Here is a 14,122-nt window from a genome sequence, read left to right on the forward strand (position 1 = left end):
CATGCAGTGCTCGTCGAAGACTTCGATCGCGCGGTCGGTGAGCGATCTGCCAAGGAAGGCTATGAGTTCATGCTCGTGGTCAACCGGGATGACTACGATCTCGCGGTCGCAAGCGGTGCCCAGCCGATCCTTCCGTCGATGCGCTTCAGCGAGACAGACGACCGGGGCGCACTGCGTCGCTTTCTCGGCCCGGCGAACCGTGCCTGGAGATGGCGACGCTACTTTCTCAATGAGGGAATCTCGGAAGTGACGGTTCGGAGAATATCGCCGACCTCGCTCATCCTCCTCGGAGGATCTCTTCTCTCCGGCACACGGTACAGGGTGCGCCGATGAGGCTCCGATCATCGTCGTCCGGACTGCCTGGAGTCTGCTTCGCTGCACGCGCTGGTAGGTTCATTCCGAACCGACGGACGGCTGAAACCCCGCGGCTTTCGAATCTGCCTGCGAGCATATAGATAGGGGCGCGATGGCTACGATCATCCGGCCAGGGGCCGGGCCGAAGGCTCGGGCCCAGAGCGCCGTTCCATTGATGGTTGGGCTTGTCCTGGTCATCGCAGTTTGTGCGGCCACATTTGCTGACGTTCGCTATGCGCCGGTTCTGCCTTATGCACTGGCGTATGTCGCCATCGTGGCCGCTACTTGGCGGCGCCTTGCTCCTGTCGCATTGTCGCCTGCCTTCTACCTCTCGGCTTATCTATGCGTTGTGGCTGTGCTGGGTGTGAGCGTTGGAGATCAGCTCAGTGGGGCCGGCGGCACGGGATTCACGGATTTTCTGTTGGATCCCGCTATCAGTGCGCGTACGGCCAGCGCGCTATTCGTTGCCGCTTCACTGTGCCTCATAGGAGCAGCCCTCGTTCGAAGACGGCCGTCCCACATAGCGATTGGTGATCTGCTCGACCTCGGAGATCTTTCCAAGTACGCAAAGTGGTTCCTCTTGATCGGCGTAGTCGAACTCGCGGTTCTGGCCTACATAGTGGGTATCAACGAGATATTCGAACGTGACAGTCGATTGCTCGGACGCGGTACCAACATCGAGACGATCGTGTCGATGCTGGCCGTTGCCGTGCTCGTCCTTGTGGGAATCGCGTTTTTCACGAGCAAGGGCGCTCTCCGCTTTCTGTCGCTCGTCTTGATACTCGGATTCATCGCCTACTTCGTCTCGATGGGATCTCGCAGACTGGCGCTGGTGCCTCTTCTGCTCCTGCTGGCGTATGTTTTTGCGCGAAGAGGCAAACTCAGCGTGATCCCCGTTGTCATCGCGGCTGTCGGAGCGGTAGTCACATTGGCTTTGCCGCTGCACTTTCGGGGCCAGGCAAGTCATGGCCTGCTCCCCTATATGGCGAGTCTGTCAAGCTTCTCGCTTTCCCCTGAGATGCTTGCGACGAGCCTCAACAACTTCGTTGCGGGATTCAAGATCACCGCTGTAACCGGATTTCAGAGCGCCAAGATCCCCACGGAAGCACTGCCCATCTCTCTGAGCCCGCTCGACGGCAACGTGGTCGGTTGGTACGAGGTCGCGCCGTTGCTGAGAATCAACCGATACACCCCCTACTCCGCAATCGGCGAACTCATCAACTACGGTTCACTCGTGTTCGTTGTGATACTCCTGGGTCTTGGTATCGTCCTGGGTTTTAGTCAGGTTCTGAACGACAAGCTCCTCACGAGTCCACTCGGACGCCTCGTCGCGATTCTCGCACTGGGACTCATCTTCATGTTCGTTATCCAGTCGTCGCAGTACAACCTGAGATCGGTTGTTCGCTACATCTACCTCGCTCTGGGGGCGCAAGTTATCGGCGTCGTCTTGGTCTATGCCAATCGCGCGCTTCACAGGCGGGAAGGTTCGAGGGCGACGACCTAGGCCGAAAACTGATCGTCGATACGCGGAAGGCCGCAGCGAGATGGTCAGATCGCAGCGCGGCTGGCGGGGTCTTTCAAGCCGAACAGGTAGGCGACTTCGCTCCAGCGCCGGGCTGATGCGCGTGGATGACGAGGTCAGTCCCCGTGTGGTCGCCGAACGCTTGCCGCGAAACCACCTACGCGACAGCGGGGGAGCCGCCGGCATTCACCCCACGAGCGATACGACCTCTTCCGCCAACTCGTCGAGGCGTCGGCGGGCTTCGCGCACGCTGCGAATCAAACCATCCTCGGCCGGGGCAACCAATAGATCATCCGGCGTTCTGGTCGCCGTAGTGCCGACCCAGGTGAAGTCGACCACGCCGTCCAGCGTGGAGATGAGCTTGTCGGATCCGGGGTGCACGAGCGCAATCGGCTGCGCTCCCTTGACCATTCCGAGGATGAGCGCGTGCAGACGATCTGAGACGACGTATCGACTCGTTCGGTAGATCTCTTCGACGCGGTCGATCTGAGCTCCGTGGCCCGTTCCATCCCACCCCACGATGTCAACATTCATGTCGCCGGCGAGCTCGCGGTGCTTCTGATCGTCGCGTCCGACCTGCGTCACCAGAACGGGCGCGAGCCCGGCCGCGCGAGCTGCGTCGACGATCCCTTGGAGCAACTCCGCATTGACCTCACGATCCCCTCGAAGGGAGATGGCGAGGCGCGACCGGCCACCCGTGGTCGAGTCGATCTCTCGCATGAACGCGAGATCAGGCGCGCGATCCAGCGCGCGACCGACTACCTTCGCGGAGACGTTGTCCCTCGCGACGAAGAGCGAGTAGGCGCCGATCGCGAACCGCTCGATGCCATGGGTAGGCCAGCCGTGCCCACGCAACGCGCGTCCGAGAGCGATGACTTGCCCACCCGAGAGGCGCGCGAGGAGCACATTGCCGAGATTGACGGACGCCTTGATCGCAGGCTTGATGCCGGGCCGGATCTGAAGCGGGCCCGGCGCGAAGATGAGGTGCGCGCGACGGCGCAGCACATCGCCGAGATACTTCGCCATGAATGCCCCGGAGCCCCGCACGAGTTCGCTGTCTGCCGGGAAACTGAAGGCCGACACATAGTCAGCAGGCATGCCTCCCACAAAGACCACGAGTCGATCCTGCGCGCCCGCGAGCATGTCGATCGCGGCCTGACGAATCGCGATGTCTCCTAGGTTGTCCGGCTGCGCCGCGATGCTCATGTAGACCCGACGCGCGCGCCTTTTCCGAGGGGTGGTGCTCATCTACTCTTCTCCTCTATTGCTACCCGGGCGCACTGACGGTACAAGCTTCGCTACGGCGAGAATCGCCTGGAGCGCAAACGAGGCGGTGAGAGCCCACGCTGCGCCCACAGCGCCAGCCGCAATGGTCGCCAGCGCAACCGCGACCAAGCAGAACACTGTGCTGATCGTGGCTGCCGTAGCGACGAATCGCTTCTCTCCGATCGCCTGGAGCAGGGCGTTGCACAGCGACGCGCACGCCGCGAACGGCAATCCGAGCAAGACGATCTGGATCACGGGGATTGCGGGGACGTACGCGTCGCCGAGTGCGAGCGGAACGAACCACGGAGCTGCCACGTAGATCAACGCGTACAGGAATGTCACACCGGCGAGCAAGGCGGCGGCGGACTTCAGCAGCGGAGAGAGCGACCGGCCCGCACTCACGGCACGGGTCGCCGCCGGAATAAGCACGCTCGCCAAGGAAGTCGGAAGGATCCGAAGGGGAGTCGTCAGGCGGCTGGCGCTCGCGTAGAAGCCAGCTGCTACGGATCCAGCCAACGCGCCCACGATCACCACATCGAGGTTTCGCGCCTGCGTGGCGACGGAATTCGCCCAGTAGTGCACGCTCTCGCCGATCAGCTCGCGATAGGTCAGACTCGGTGCCGCGTCGACGCGGCGGCGAACATACACATTCGCGAACAGGGATGATGCGATCGCTGCGACTGCCAACGCAAGGGAATAGGAGAACAGGGGTTCCACACCGACGCTCACGAGCGCGAGGAATCCGATGAGCCCTGCCAGGCGACGCGACAAGAGGTTTGTGACGTTGATCCAGGCGTCTCCGTCCGCGAACACGACGGTCAGGCGAGCATCCGCGTTTCGTTCTCCGCTGAGCCAGAACGCGAGCGGGAGCATGAGGAAATACGTCGGCGAGACGAACAATCCCATGAGGCTCAACCCGACCACGACGATTGCGGCCAGAGCTGTCGAGGTGACCGCATTGAATCGCAAAGCGGTCGCGATACCCCCGCTGTTAGGGTTCGCCGCGCGCTCCCTCGTGATGTAGGTGCCGACACCGAAGTCGAGGACCGCCTGGAGCACGGTCGCAAGACTGACGACTGTGGCTAGGACACCGAACTCCGCGGGGGCGAGGAAGCGTGCCACGAATATCAGTGAGACGGCTTGCAGGGCGGCCGCGAGCAGCCGGCCGCCGCTGACCCAGGCGAACTGCCCGAAGAAGCTACGGTTTGCGCGCGCCACAAGACTCCTTGGATAGTTCGTGAGCGGTGCGAATGCGATCCGGGATGTCAGACATTCGGGCGCCCGGCTCTGGCGAGGTCAGGCGCGCGTCCGATCCTGGCGCTCTCGTGCGGGTGAGCCTGTTGTCGCTCTGCGGGATCGTGGGCCCGATTCTGCTTGACGGCAGAGCCGCGACGAGCATGCGACGGCCAGCGTTTGGCGCAGTACACATAGCCCTCGCGACCAGCGCGACAGGCTTTCGGGACCGAAAAGGCGATCCAGCAACAGGCGCCCACAAGTGGTGCGGTGCTGTTCCCGCGCTTTTCGCGGGATGCGTCATCATCGTCGCGTCGATTCCAAAATTCGACGTCACGGTGCCTTCTTCTTGTCTTGGCCGTACGGGCCCGCTTAGGGAAGCGTAGCAGGAGCTTGTGACGCGGAAACAATCGAAGAATCCGCTCGAATAGTTGTCAAGTTCGCGCGGACGGTACCTATGAGCGCACCGGAATATGCAGCCCGCCGGGAGGGTGCGTCTTCGTGAATTGGGGAGTTCAATCGTGGACAAAAGGGAGGTCCCTCGGGCCCCGGAACACGCTTCGGGGTGGAGCACGAGGGACCAGGACGCGCCGCCCATTGGTCGGGAGAGCTGGGGGTCCCCTGCCCGACAGGCCTTGGGGGATCCTGCGGGGGTGGGGCGGGCGTCTGCAACAAGCCTATTCATCCGCACGCATCAGATCACAGCCGAGCGGCAACTGTTCGCGAACTCGTAACATGCCGAGCCCCGCTCGCTTTCTGCGGGATGTCTTCGGCTCCCGTCAGTGAGCGGTTTCGCCCGGGGCGATCGCCGCTTTGCCGGTCTTGAGAATGATCGCGATGTCACCCAGCAGCGTCCAGTTCTCGACGTACGAGAGGTCGAGGCGCACCGAGTCCTCCCACGACAGACTCGAGCGACCGCTGACCTGCCAGAGGCCCGTGATGCCAGGCTTGGCGAGGAACCTGCGGTGTACATGATCGGCGTACTGCGCGACCTCGCTGGGCAGCGGGGGACGAGGGCCGACGAGCGACATCGATCCGCCGATCACATTGAACAGCTGCGGAAGCTCGTCGAGGCTGTACTTGCGCATGATCCGCCCGATAGGGGTGATGCGCGGGTCATTCTTCATCTTGAAGAGGACCTCGTTGCCCGAGTCGCGCTGCTGCGCGGCAAGGTTCTCGAGGAGCTCTTCGGCATTGACGACCATCGAGCGGAACTTGATCATGCGGAACTCTTCGCCCCGTAGACCGATGCGAGTCTGTTTGAAGAACACAGGCCCTTCGCTCGAGAGTCGCACCGCGATCGCGAGGAACGCCAACACCGGGCTGAGAAGGATCACACCGATGACGCTGGCCGACAGGTCGACCAGACGCTTCAAGAAGACCTGCCCTTTGCTGAACTTCGGCGTCTCGACGTGGATGAGGGGCAGGCCGGACACCGGGCGCGTGTGCAGGCGAGGGCCGGCGATGTCGGCGATGCTGGGAGCCAGCACGAGGTGTTGCTTGCCCGCCTCGAGGCCCCACGAGATCTGCTTGACCTTGTCTGCAGGCAGTTCATCGGTGCTCGTCACGGCCACAGTGTCGGCCGCAGTCGCGAGCATGGCGCGCTCCACAGCGTTGACGCTGCCCATGATCGGGATATCGGTGCCGGCGATCGTCGATGCGATCCTGCCCGAGGGCACACAGGCGCCGACCACGTGATATCCGGCGGATGGCGTGCGGCGAAGCTCGCGGGCGACCTGTGCGACAGACTGCTCCGAACCGACGAGCAGGACACGGGCCGAATACTCCCCGACGCGACGGTGCGCGATCAGCCACTGACGCCAGAGCCAGCGCTCGAGCAGCAGGACCACGATCCCCAGCGGCAGGCTGATCAGCAGGAATCCGCGAGCCACCTCGATCTGAAACAGGAAAGCGAGGATCGCGATCGCTCCGAAGAGGCGGAAGCTGGCATCGGCGACTCGCACGTACTCGGCGGGACCGTTGCCGATCACTCGATGCGTGCGCGAGTCGGAGAGCCCGAGCGCGATCATCCACGCTGCGATCAGCCCGGCGGAGAACAGCCAGTACGAGACCACCGTGATGCCGGTGTGCTCGCTCATCGCGATCTGCGCGTTGCCGAGACCGAACCACGCGATCTGTGCACCGTAGACCACCCACACGAGTACGAGGAAGTCGCTGACGAAGAGGCGTCTCGCATACAGTGCGCGCCAGCGAGGTGAGGTGGCCGTCGGCGCCCACTGCGTGCCAGGACCGGCGGCAGTCGAGCGGTCGACCCGGTCGGGGTCCTCGCCGGTCGCGACGCGCGCGATGGCGGCATCCGCCTCGGCGATCAAGTCCGCCGGGTTCTTTTCAGCAAATTCGTGCGACGTCGTTGTCGCGTCGATCCTCACATTCGACGTCACGCGAAACCAGTCCAATCAACACCGTGTGCGAGGGGCACGTTACCAGCAGTTTGTAACGCCGGTGTGAAGTGCGTCCCGCTCTGGAAATAAGGCCGAATCGGGGCCATTCCGGTTGTCCGCCGAAAGGGGGACAGATTGCACCGGCAATGCGCTTCACGGGTCCACCGAATGGGGGACACCCGTCCCCGATTCGCGACTTTCACTGCCTCATCCGAGGGTCAGGATGACGATTCCGGCGAGGCCGGAGAGCGCCAGCAATGCGGCGATAAGGCCCCACACCGGCAAGCCGCCCACTTCTTGACGCCACCACGGAAGAAACACGCGCGAACTCGAATTGTGCGCACGCCGACGGTCAGCCATTCGGTTTTCCCCTTACAGTAAGCCCGCTCCCCAGCAGGCACGTGCGCGAGCCTAGCGCAGCGATGTTTCGGCGCGGCTTCGGCAAGGGGTCAGAGGCGAAAGACGGTGTCGCCAGACCAGAGAATGGCGGCGTCTCGCACAGACACTGCGGCGGGTGTCGCGGGATCCGCACCCTCGGCGCAGCCCACCGATTCGCCCCCCGACGGCACTGCTCCGATGAAGCGGGTCACGGCGACGCCGGCGCAGGAATCGGGCGCGCTATAGGCGACGACGACATCGTCCCCCGCGACGTCGAGGGCGATCACTCCCGTCGCCGGGAGCGCATTCCATATTTCGCCGCTCCAGACCCACGCACTCCCGTTGCACACCAGCGCGAGCAGTCCGCCCTCCGCGCGCAGACTGCGAGCATCGGCGCAAGGTGCCGGGATCACCCCATCGGGCGTGACGACGGTGGCTGCGTCGCCGGGATCGATGTAGTGATACGCGGCGAGCAGATCGGGGTAGTCATCCCAGAACCGGCCCTGTGTGAATGTCCGCAGCGCCTGCGTCGCACAGTCATCGCCGACCGATGCGATCATCTCGGCCTCAGTGGGCGCGAATACCTCGAGGGCGGCCATCTGACGCACGCCGCGATAGCGCGGGGTCACATCGACCCACGTCTGACCGCCGTCGGTGGACCGCTCGATCAACGGCTCGGTCGCACCGCACGCTCCCGCCACACCGCGCCACATCGCCCCCGAACCGGCCGACAGGAATCTCTCGGCTGAGCGGTCGGGGACCGACGCGGCCGCAACCTCCGCCGGTGTCGGCGTCGGTGCGGGTACCGCGGTCGGCGTGGGTGACGGACTGCGCGAGCCGAACGTGAACGAAGGAACGGGTTCGGGAGCGGCCGCGCGCGGTTGCGGTGCGGTGCTCCGATACGCGAGCACCGCGAGCGCGCCCACGCCGACGGCGAGCACCACGACAAGGAGCACGGCGGCCCAGCGTGGAGCCGCGGAGTGAGAAGTGCGCGGCGACATCCTCAGGGCGTCGGTCGCCCGCGCTGCGGACCAGGCGCCGGCGGTTGTGGACGCGAACTGAGCACGGTCTCGCTCGTTGTGGCGGGAGCGCTGTCGCTCGCCTTGCGTCGCGTACCGCGGGTCGCCTTGCGAGCGGCGCGTGCACTTGCGCGGGCGCTCTCGTCGGTGGGGGGCTCGCCATACACGCCGTAGCCGTAGCCGTAGCCGTACGCGTAGTACGAATCCGGTCCGCGCGTGGGCACCATCGTGAGCACCACCCCCGCGATCTTCGCGCCGACGGTCTGCAGAGCATCGATCGCGCCGCCGAGCTGGTGGCGGGTGGTGCGCCCGGCGGCCACGGCCACGATCGCGCCGCTGGTGGCCTTCGCCAGGATTGCGCCATCGGTCACCGGCAGAAGCGGGGGAGCATCGCAGAGCACGACGTCGAAGTCGCGCTCGAGCACTGTCAGCAATGTCTGCATCTGGTGTGACCCGAGCAGCTCGCTCGGGTTCGGTGGAATCTTGCCCGCCGGAAGCACGAAGAGGCTGCGGTCGCCCCACGGCAGCATGACGTCGGCGATACGCGCCCGGCCGATGAGCACGTCGGTCAGGCCCACACCGCCTTCGATGCCCAGGTACTCGGCGATCTTCGGCTTTCGAAGGTCGGTGTCGAGCAGCGCGACCCGTTTGCCGGCATCGGCCAGCGCAATGGCGAGGTTGATCGTGGTGGTCGACTTGCCCTCGTTAGCAACGCTGGACGTCACGACGAAGCTCGACCGGCCGCCCATATCGAGGAACTGGAGGTTCGTGCGCAGAGCCCGGAACGACTCCGCACGGGGGCTGCGCGGGTCGGCGTGGACGATGAGAGGGCGCTCTTTGGCCTTCGGATCGAACGCGATCGCGCCGATCAAGGGGCGATCGGTGACCAGCTCGATGTCACGGGATGAACGCACGCGGGTGTCGAGTACCGAGCGCAGGACCGCGGCGCCGACGCCGAGCGCGAGTCCCACGAGCGCGCCCAAGACGAGGTTCAGCGGCACGTTCGGGCTCGAAGGTTTAAGTGGTGGTAGCGCGTCCTTGACACGCGACAGCCGCACCGGACTCGTATCGGTGCCGTCCGGCGTCTCGAGTTCGGCCACAGCCGAGGTGAGACTCGCCGCGAGCGCATTGGCGATGTCTGCCGCCTGCGTCGGATCGGAGTTGGTGACAGTGATCGTGATGAGAGTGGTGTTCACCGCCGCGGATGCCGAGACGTCGGCGGCCAGCGAGCCTGCGGTGGTGTCGAGCTCGAGCTCGGCGATCACCGGATTCATCACGACAGGCGTCGTAACCAGGTTCGAGTAGGTCGTCACGCGCGATTGGGTGAAGTTCGACCCCTGCTGCAGTTCGCCGATCGTCCCTCCCGCCTGCGTCGAGACGAAAACCGTGCTCGATGTCGTGTACTCGGGAGTACGAGTGAGCGACCAGGCGGCCGCCACCCCCACGCCCAACAGGGTCGCGACCACGATCACGAGCCAGTTCTTACGGAGAATACGGATGTAGTCGGTGAGCTCCATGTCGCCTTCCGGTGGTGCTTCGCCCGCCCACTATGCCATAGCGGTGTTTCGACTCCGTGACGCCGATGCGGCTTTCGACTGCCGCGCCGGACTCGTGCCGATGCTGTGTTGCGGCGTGTGACGAATTCTGTCGATCAGGTGGTGGCCAGGGCCACGCGGAGGGTCCGGACCACGCCGTCGACAGCGGGCACGAGCTGATCAGCGGACCGCACGTAGGTCTCCCACGAGCGGCGATACGGGTCGACGACGTCGTCATCTGCGGGGTCGGCAACCGGTTCGACCATGCCTCTGCGGGCGCCCACCGCCCCAGCGACCGCACGTACGCGGGCGGCGGCATCCGCTCCTGCCGAGTCGGCATGCGCGCGGATCTCGTCGTCACTCAGCCCCTCGGCCAAGCGCGCGAACTCGCGGATGGTGAAGGTGGAGCGGAGCCTCGCCGGCGCGAGCTCGGCGACTTCGCGCCGATGCTCGCGAGTCATCGCCAGGATCAGGTCGGGCGAGTCGAGATCGCCCTCACGCAGCCAGCGGGAGCGGTGAGCGGACGAAAGATCCGCTGCGACGCCGTAATGGGCCGCGAGGTGAGCGGCCTCCGCCGTCATCGGCGTGTCGGTGAGTCCCCGCGTTCCGGCGCTCAGCACGCGTGGCGCGAAATCAGCGAGCCGGGATTGGAGCAGCTGGGCGGCGAGAGGGGAGCGGCAGATGTTGCCCGTGCACACCGTCAGGATCTCGAACACCGGGGCCTTTCGCCGCGCGCGGTAACGTGAAGCGCGATGGCCTCCTACTCTACCGACGACATCGCGCCGCCGACCGCGCCGCCTGAGCCCTGGGCGTATGAAAGTCGCGCGCGCCGAAGCCCCCGCACCGATTGGCGGTTGGGCGGTCGTGCCGTGCGTCGCTGGCGGATGCCGCTGCTCGCCATCGCACTGTTCTCGCTCGGGGCGGGCGTGCTGCTGAGCGCCACCATCGACACGCTGTGGTCATCGCCGTGGGCGGGCCTCGTGTCGACGGCTGCCCTGTGGCTGGCGATGCTCGTGCCCGTCGTCTTCGCGTTCTCTCGGTCGACACCTGCAGGATTGCTGCGCTTCCGGGCAGTGGACCTGCTGTTCGGTCTCGGACTCGCTCTGCTGCTGCGCGTGAGTCAGGGGTGGCTCGAGGTCGCATTCGGAGGAATGGGTGCGCTGCCGGGCTACCCGCTCATCGACGGCAGCCTGTCAGCGACATGGTGGCTCAGTGACGCGCTCGGCGTCGTCGTCGTCGCACCCGTACTCGAGGAACTGCTCTTCCGTGGTGTCGTGCTCGTCGTCGTCTACGAAGCGCTGCGCCGCTCGACCGGACGGCTCACGGCGTCCGTCACCGCCGTCGCGGTCTCGACCGCCCTGTTCGTGGCGCTGCACGGAGTCGTCGGCGGCGCATCGCCGGACGGCATTGTCTCCCTGGCGCTGCTGGGATTGGTGTGCGGCCTTCTGGTGGTTTTGACGGGGCGCATCTGGGGCGCGATTCTCGTGCACGTCGCCTACAACGCCACCTTCGTGGCGCTTGCGCTGCTCGGCACTTTCTCGGGCTGAAGCGTGGCTGCGTGTCAGGCACTCGTTACGTCGAATTAACGTGGGAGGTTGATTCGGCCTGGGAGTTTGCCGATAGCATCGAGAAGATCGCGGGGGTTACATAAACCCCGCTGCACCGAGGGGGCTGCTACAGAGTTAGCTCTGCCCTGTCCATGCATTTCCGGAAACTGTTGGGAGATTCCGTGTTTAAGAAAACACTCAGCGTCGTCGGTATCGCCGCCGCACTCATCCTCGGTAGCGCAGCTGCCGCCACCGCCTACACCATCCCGCCCGGGGGCCTCGAGGCGTCCGACACCACCATCGCGCCGGGTGAGACCATCACCCTCACGGTGAACGACATCGAGGGCGAGACGTCCGCGACCTTCACGGCGACCGGCGGCCCCTCGACTCTCGCGTCGATCGTGCTGGCCTCGAGCACCAGCTCCTCCGTCACCAAGACGGTCGCCGACGGCTCGGCTTCGGCGAGCTTCACGCCTCAGGCCGCAGGCGAGTACACGGTCACCGCGACCGGCGGCTTCGGAACCGAGTTCGGCAGCGTCGTGATCACGGTCACCGCCCCCGCCGCAGCCGGCGGCACGGGCACCCTGCCCAGCACCGGCGGCAGCGTTCCTGCTGCTGCGATCTGGTTCGGAGCGGGCGCACTCGGCCTCGGCGGCATCGCCGTCGCTGCCGGCGTCGCACGCAAGCGTGCGTCCAGCAAGGTCTGAACGAAGACATGACGAAAGCCCCGGGCGAAAGCCCGGGGCTTTCGCGTGCGCGGCGCGACCAGAGTGACGAATCGGCGGCCCTCGGTCCCTTCGCGCGACCGGGCATCGCGGTTGCCATCGCCGCCGCCGGATTCGTGTTCGCCGCAGTGCTCCTGATCGGGTACCCGCCCGCGCGCGCCGGGTGGATCGGCCTGCCGGCCTGGCTGCTCGCTCCGCTCGATCTCATCGTGCTGTCCGCCCCCCTCGTGGCGGCGGTACTCGTCGCCCGCATCGCTGCACGCGGATCACTCGCCGCCGCACTCGGACTCACCCACTGGCGGTGGATGGACGCCGCCGTCGGCATATCGATCGCGCTCATCGTGCGCGGGCTCGTCGAGACCATCGCGCCGACGACGGGTTCGCTCGTCCCTCCGTTCGCCGAGGACGTCGGCGCGGCAGTCCCTGCGATCGTCGTCGCCGTGGTCGGGGGAGTTCTCGTCTCGCCGATCGTCGAGGAACTCTTCTTCCGTGGCCTCGCACTTCGCGCCATGACCCAGGCTTCGACGCCGGCGCTCGGTGCGATCAGCGCGTCGATCGTGTCGGTCGGCGTGACCACGTTGGGCTTCGTCGCGCTCCACATGCTCCCGTCGGGTGGAGCAGTCCCGCTCGCCCTCGTCGTCGGAGCCACCGCGATAGGCGTGGGGTGCGGCATCCTCGCCGCCGTCACCGATCGACTCGGCGGCGCGGTGGTCGCGCACGTGGTCTTCAACGCGAGCGGGATCGCGCTGCTGCTCTGGTGACCCGCGATCACGCAGGACTCGGTTGTTGTCCGGTTGTGTCGCAGGGTGCTAAAGTTCACGCGTAGTGCACTGCTGGGGAGGAGTGCATACGCCCATCTCCCTGCCGGTTTCCGTGAGGAGATCGGTATGAACGCTCTCGCGAGCGTCGTAGCGCGCCACCCGAGACGCCCTACGTGTTTCACGTCTTTGGGCGGCGGCGGGATCGTGCCCAACCACGGTTCCGCCGCTCTTGGTTTCGGGCCATTTTGTCGGCTGGCTCGGGATGCCGTAGACTCGACGTTTGGTGTCCGGCTCAGCTGACCCGGCGCCGCGAACGTGAGCCCTCCACTGGCGTGTTTCTCCGCTTCTCAGCGGGAAACCACCCCGGAGCGGGATTCACGAACCTCTCCGTTCGAACAGAAAGCAGCACTACTGTGACGCGCACTTACACCCCCAAGGCAGGCGAGACCCAGCGCGACTGGGTCGTCATCGACGCGACCGACGTCGTTCTCGGCCGCCTCGCCTCGCACGCAGCCGTTCTCCTGCGTGGCAAGCACAAGCCGACCTTCGCCAATCACATCGACACCGGTGACTTCGTCATCATCGTCAATGCCGGCAAGGTGGCCCTCACCGGCCAGAAGCTCGAGCAGAAGAAGGCGTACCGCCACTCGGGCTACCCGGGCGGTCTCTCGTCGATCACCTATGGCGAGCTCATGGAGAAGAACCCCGTCCGCGCCGTCGAGAAGGCCGTGCGCGGAATGCTCCCCAAGAACAGCATCGGCCGTCAGCAGCTGACGAAGCTCAAGGTCTACGCAGGTGCCGAGCACCCGCACGGCGCCCAGCAGCCGAAGACGTACACCTTCGACCAGGTCGCCCAGTAAGCGCCGGACAGACAAGGACACTCTCGTGGCGAACATCGAAGAAACCGAAACCACCAACTTCTCGACCGAGACCCCGGTCGACGAGACCGTCGTCGTGGCAGAGCGCCCCGTGCTCTCCGTCCCCGGTGCGGCCGTCGGCCGTCGCAAGCAGGCCATCGCCCGCGTGCGACTGGTCCCCGGCTCGGGCACCATCACCGTCAACGGCCGTGAGTTCGAGGACTACTTCCCGAACAAGCTGCACCAGCAGCTGATCACCGACCCGTTCACGGTGCTCAACCTCACCGACGCCTACGACGTCATCGTGCGCATCTCGGGCGGTGGCCCCTCGGGACAGGCCGGCGCACTGCGCCTCGGCATCGCCCGTGCGCTCAACCAGATCGACGAAGAGAACAACCGCCCGACCCTCAAGAAGGCCGGCTTCCTCTCGCGTGACGCGCGCGTCATCGAGCGCAAGAAGGCCGGTCTCAAGAAGGCCCGCAAGGCGCCGCAGTACTCGAAGCGCTGATCGGATTCCGTTCCG

13 protein-coding genes are annotated in these 14,122 nt (G+C 65.6%); 7 read left to right on the forward strand and 6 right to left on the reverse strand.

Annotation, left to right across the window (positions count from 1 at the left end; translation table 11 throughout):
* Positions 1-6 precede the first annotated feature (6 nt).
* The gene (locus KEC57_RS17890) at positions 7-333 is read left to right on the forward strand and encodes a hypothetical protein (RefSeq protein WP_229386063.1); all 327 of its coding nucleotides are present in this window, start codon (positions 7-9) and stop codon (positions 331-333) included.
* A 133-nt stretch (positions 334-466) separates the two neighbouring features.
* Positions 467-1,858, forward strand: coding sequence for a hypothetical protein (locus tag KEC57_RS17895; protein WP_229386064.1), 1,392 nt, complete (start codon positions 467-469; stop codon positions 1,856-1,858).
* 204 nt (positions 1,859-2,062) lie between these two features.
* On the opposite strand, the gene KEC57_RS17900 is transcribed toward KEC57_RS17895, so the two are convergent.
* From KEC57_RS17900 to KEC57_RS17925, 6 genes are all read right to left on the reverse strand, one after another.
* The gene (locus tag KEC57_RS17900; protein ID WP_229386065.1) at positions 2,063-3,124 is read right to left on the reverse strand and encodes a polysaccharide pyruvyl transferase family protein; all 1,062 of its coding nucleotides are present in this window, start codon (positions 3,122-3,124) and stop codon (positions 2,063-2,065) included.
* Entirely contained in the window at positions 3,125-4,360 is a 1,236-nt protein-coding gene (locus KEC57_RS17905) for an oligosaccharide flippase family protein (protein WP_229386066.1), read from the reverse strand.
* Between the two features lie 794 nt (positions 4,361-5,154).
* Complete coding sequence (locus tag KEC57_RS17910; RefSeq protein WP_229386067.1) at positions 5,155-6,708, reverse strand: sugar transferase; 1,554 nt, start codon at positions 6,706-6,708, stop codon at positions 5,155-5,157.
* Between the two features lie 518 nt (positions 6,709-7,226).
* Entirely contained in the window at positions 7,227-8,111 is an 885-nt protein-coding gene (locus tag KEC57_RS17915; RefSeq protein WP_229386068.1) for a hypothetical protein, read from the reverse strand.
* Between the two features lie 47 nt (positions 8,112-8,158).
* On the reverse strand, positions 8,159-9,691 hold the full coding sequence (locus tag KEC57_RS17920; RefSeq protein WP_229386069.1) for a tyrosine-protein kinase domain-containing protein: 1,533 nt from the start codon (positions 9,689-9,691) through the stop codon (positions 8,159-8,161).
* 134 nt (positions 9,692-9,825) lie between these two features.
* Positions 9,826-10,425, reverse strand: coding sequence for an arsenate reductase/protein-tyrosine-phosphatase family protein (locus KEC57_RS17925; protein WP_229386070.1), 600 nt, complete (start codon positions 10,423-10,425; stop codon positions 9,826-9,828).
* Between the two features lie 36 nt (positions 10,426-10,461).
* Here KEC57_RS17925 and KEC57_RS17930 point away from each other — a divergent pair, with 36 nt between their 5' ends.
* The 5 genes from KEC57_RS17930 to rpsI all read left to right on the forward strand — a co-directional run bounded on the left by KEC57_RS17930 (position 10,462) and on the right by rpsI (position 14,107).
* Positions 10,462-11,256 carry a CPBP family intramembrane glutamic endopeptidase gene (locus KEC57_RS17930; protein ID WP_229386071.1) on the forward strand — a complete coding sequence of 265 codons (795 nt, stop codon included), beginning with the start codon at positions 10,462-10,464 and terminating at the stop codon, positions 11,254-11,256.
* A 182-nt stretch (positions 11,257-11,438) separates the two neighbouring features.
* On the forward strand, positions 11,439-11,963 hold the full coding sequence (locus KEC57_RS17935) for an LPXTG cell wall anchor domain-containing protein (protein WP_229386072.1): 525 nt from the start codon (positions 11,439-11,441) through the stop codon (positions 11,961-11,963).
* An 8-nt stretch (positions 11,964-11,971) separates the two neighbouring features.
* Complete coding sequence (locus tag KEC57_RS17940; RefSeq protein WP_229386073.1) at positions 11,972-12,742, forward strand: CPBP family intramembrane glutamic endopeptidase; 771 nt, start codon at positions 11,972-11,974, stop codon at positions 12,740-12,742.
* Between the two features lie 413 nt (positions 12,743-13,155).
* Positions 13,156-13,602 carry a 50S ribosomal protein L13 gene (gene rplM / locus KEC57_RS17945; RefSeq protein WP_229386074.1) on the forward strand — a complete coding sequence of 149 codons (447 nt, stop codon included), beginning with the start codon at positions 13,156-13,158 and terminating at the stop codon, positions 13,600-13,602.
* Positions 13,603-13,627: 25 nt separating this feature from the next.
* Positions 13,628-14,107, forward strand: a complete 480-nt coding sequence (gene rpsI, locus KEC57_RS17950; RefSeq protein ID WP_308187616.1) for a 30S ribosomal protein S9 — start codon at positions 13,628-13,630, stop codon at positions 14,105-14,107.
* Positions 14,108-14,122: the final 15 nt, after the last annotated feature.

Source organism: Microbacterium allomyrinae, assembly GCF_020682705.1.
Classification (GTDB): Bacteria; Actinomycetota; Actinomycetes; order Actinomycetales; family Microbacteriaceae; genus Microbacterium; species Microbacterium allomyrinae.